The sequence below is a fragment of the Hydrocoleum sp. CS-953 genome, assembly GCF_002260545.1.
Lineage (GTDB): Bacteria > Cyanobacteriota > Cyanobacteriia > Cyanobacteriales > Microcoleaceae > Trichodesmium.
In genome coordinates this window covers 1-3,353 of sequence record NZ_LGSU01000500.1, presented here as the reverse complement: position 1 = coordinate 3,353, position 3,353 = coordinate 1, and the positions used below count along the sequence as shown (strand labels likewise).

Below are 3,353 nucleotides of genomic sequence, written 5' to 3'. Positions count from 1 at the left end.
GGGAGTGGGGGAGTGGGGGAGTAATTTTTTGGCCCTTGTCTGCCTTTAATGCTAACTTTCTGCTCTCCCACCCTTTTTTCGTGAAATTGCTAAAGAAACCGGGTTTATTACCCTGATTATTATTGTTTAAATCACGAAATTTCGTAGATCAATCCAGTTTCTGCGTAAGTCCTAAAAATCACAAAAAATCAACAACAAAGGAAAAATTATGGCTTTTACAGCAACCCTAGAAACAATCAAAGATAATATTGCTAAAATAACATTATCTGGAGAGCTAGATGGAGGTACAGCTCCTGATTTTAAAACAAAAGTAGAGGAAGCAGCAGCGACAAGTCCGAAAAGACTTGTTTTGATGATGCAAGACCTAGAATTTATGGCAAGTGCAGGTCTACGGGTATTGATTTTTGCTAAACAAAAAATGGGAACAGGTGTTGATATTTATATGGTAAGTGTTCAAGAAATGGTGCTGGATACTATCAAGAAAACTGGCTTCGATCAGAGTGTTTATTTGCTGGATGAATATGATGCAGCTAAGATAGAAGCTTAATTAATGGATAATGGATAATGGATAATGAAGACTATCTCTAATTATCAACTGTCCATTATCCATTGGTAAAGAGGCTTTAAACCTCTGGAGATTAATTAGGGTTTGCTGAATAAGTCTTTTAGTGAGGGGGAAGAGTTGTAGGGGTAGATTTCCTACAGAATACTGCGCATTCATGTCGGCGACAGCCGTTTAGCTAGCGCACAAGGGGCGTTTTTCATGTCACTAAGCGTTAACGTTTGCGGAGCATTCCGGAACGAAAAGTTGTGCCGAACGCTAAACGCTGCGGGACATATAAAGCGTTTGTGGAGTATGACCTAGGATAGCTTTGCAGAATGCAAAACGCCAATTACCCGTACAGGAGAAATGGGAGTTATAGGTAGGTAGTCAGAAGAATAGTCCCTTAATTTTTCTGCCATAGTTACCCCAAAATGCTAACTTTTTTAGCTCTATCAACCGAAAAGCTGGTACTTTTTCAAGACCTGAAATTGCTAAAACCTTTATCCGTCAATACTTTTATATTTAATCAGCAAACCAGAATTATCCATTATTAATCATCCATTATCAATATTATCAGCAATGGGAACAACAGAAGAAAATCTGAGAGAAGAAATAAAGTCTCTGCGACAGGAAATGGCTAAAGTCCAAGATGAAATTGCAGCTTACCGACTAGCTCAAAAAGTATTGATAGAAGTAACAACAGGATGCTCCTCTAGGCCAGGAGGAATTATTAAAGCTGCTTTACAAAAAACCTTAGATGTTTGTGCTGATGTCACTGCCACAGAAAAAGGAAGTTTATTTTTACTAGATCCTGCATCTAAGAAAATTGTAGATGCTATTCTCACTCGCACTGAAGTAAGTCCCGAACAACGGACTAAACTAATAGGTAGTGTTTTAGATAAAGGGTTAGCAGGTTGGGTAAGTCGCAACCGTGAGATAGGATTAATTACGGATACAGAAGAGGACGATCGCTGGTTAACTTTACCTAATCAACCTTACATAGTTCGTTCAGCATTAGGTGTTCCAATTATCAATAATCAAAATTTGCTTGGTATTATTACTTTATTGCACTCTCAACCTAATCATTTTACCGACAGAATGGCAGAGTCAATGGAAGCTACTGCTGAACAAATAGGGTTAGTTCTCGAAAATGCTAGACTGTATGGACAACTAGATACTTATTCTAAAGCTCTTGACCATGAGTTAGAAAAGGGTAGACAAATTCAGATAGATTTTCTCCCTTATGATATTCCTAAGTTGGATGATTGGGAAATAGTTGCTTGTTTTCATCCTGCTAAACAAGTAGCGGGAGATTTTTACGATGCTTTTACTCTTGGCAACGATCAAATAGGGTTAGTAATAGCGGATGTTTGTGATAAGGGAGTGGGTGCAGCATTATTTATGGCTTTATTCCGCAGCTTAATTCGCATCTTTTCTTCTGAGGAAGATAAATTACAAGCAACTACAACTTCAATTAATTTAGCTCACGAGAAAGCTCTTCAAGCTGTTCGCCTTACTAATGACTATGTTGCGCAAAACCATTGGCAAATGAGTATGTTTGCTACATTATTTTTTGGGGTGCTAGATCCAAAAACGGGTTTACTTAGTTACGTTAATGGAGGACATGAACCTCTGTTTATTATTAATCAAGATGGCATAAAACAGACCCTAAATTCTACTGGACCTGCGGTAGGAATGATGCCAAATATGAAGTTTGAAATTAAAGAAGTTCAGTTAGAGCCTGGAGAAATACTAATAGGTTATACCGATGGCGTGACTGAAGCAAAATGCCCGGAGGGAAAATTATTTACAGATAAAAGACTAAAAGAAATGGTGGAAAAGCCGGCTAATTCTGCATCAGAATTGATAGGGCGCATTAAAAATAAGTTGTTTGATTATATGGAAGATGCAGCACAATTTGATGATATTACAATGTTAGCGGTGCGGAGAAATTAACTAAAACTATTAGAAAAGAGGGAGTAGGGAGTAGGGAGTAGGGAGTAGGGAGTAGGGAGTAGGGAGTAGGGAGTAGGGGGTCATTTCAGTTAGCCTCCTGCGGAGGAGCTGCGCTAACAGTTATCAGTGAACCTCAGACTAAACTCGGAGGCTTGAAATACCGAGTTAAATATTTTTTTCATTCCCTTAAAAGGGGAGGCGCATACCCACAATTTTCCGGTAAAAAATTGGTTATTTTTGTGCAATAATTTACTTGATTTTTTATTAAAAAAAAACAAAGAAAGGAGGATTTATGGAAGCATTAATATTACTAGGAAAACTAGAGAACTTAGGACGAATTCGTCAATATGTTAAGTCAGCAGCAACAGAAGCGGGTTTAGAAAAAAAAGTATCATATAAATTATGTTTAGCAGTAGATGAAATAGCAACAAATATTATTACTCATGGTTATAATGAGAATGGATTAGAAGGAAGTATATCTGTAGAAGCTAAAATAGATGAAACAAGTTTAACCGTTTATATTGAAGATACGGCAAAACCTTATGATCCTACTACGAAAGAAGCACTTACAGAAGAAGACTTAAAAAAAAGAATGGAAGAGCGTCCCCTTGGTGGTTATGGAATTCACTTAGCTTATCAAAGTGTTGATAAGTTTATTTATGAACATATAGGTGATCGGAATCGTAATATTTTAGTTGTGAATAGGACTACAACATAATAATATGAAATACGTTAATGTTTGTTACTCAAGATTGATAGGGAGATAAGGAGATGGGGAGATGGGGAGATGGAGAGATTCGTATATTTGCAGAATTTTTTGTATTTAATATAAGAATAATTTTACTTAATAGAC

The 3,353-nt window shown here is 36.9% G+C and carries 3 protein-coding genes; all 3 read left to right on the top strand.

Going from position 1 to position 3,353, the window contains the following annotated elements; genetic code table 11:
* Positions 1-208: 208 nt before the first annotated feature.
* Positions 209-547, top strand: coding sequence for an anti-sigma factor antagonist (locus tag AFK68_RS05165; protein WP_094671865.1), 339 nt, complete (start codon positions 209-211; stop codon positions 545-547).
* A gap of 576 nt (positions 548-1,123) precedes the next feature.
* Positions 1,124-2,500 (top strand): GAF domain-containing SpoIIE family protein phosphatase, encoded by a 1,377-nt coding sequence (locus AFK68_RS05160; RefSeq protein ID WP_094671864.1) that lies wholly within the window; start codon positions 1,124-1,126, stop codon positions 2,498-2,500.
* Between the two features lie 292 nt (positions 2,501-2,792).
* Positions 2,793-3,218 (top strand): ATP-binding protein, encoded by a 426-nt coding sequence (locus AFK68_RS05155; RefSeq protein ID WP_094671731.1) that lies wholly within the window; start codon positions 2,793-2,795, stop codon positions 3,216-3,218.
* The last annotated feature ends 135 nt before the right edge of the window (positions 3,219-3,353 follow it).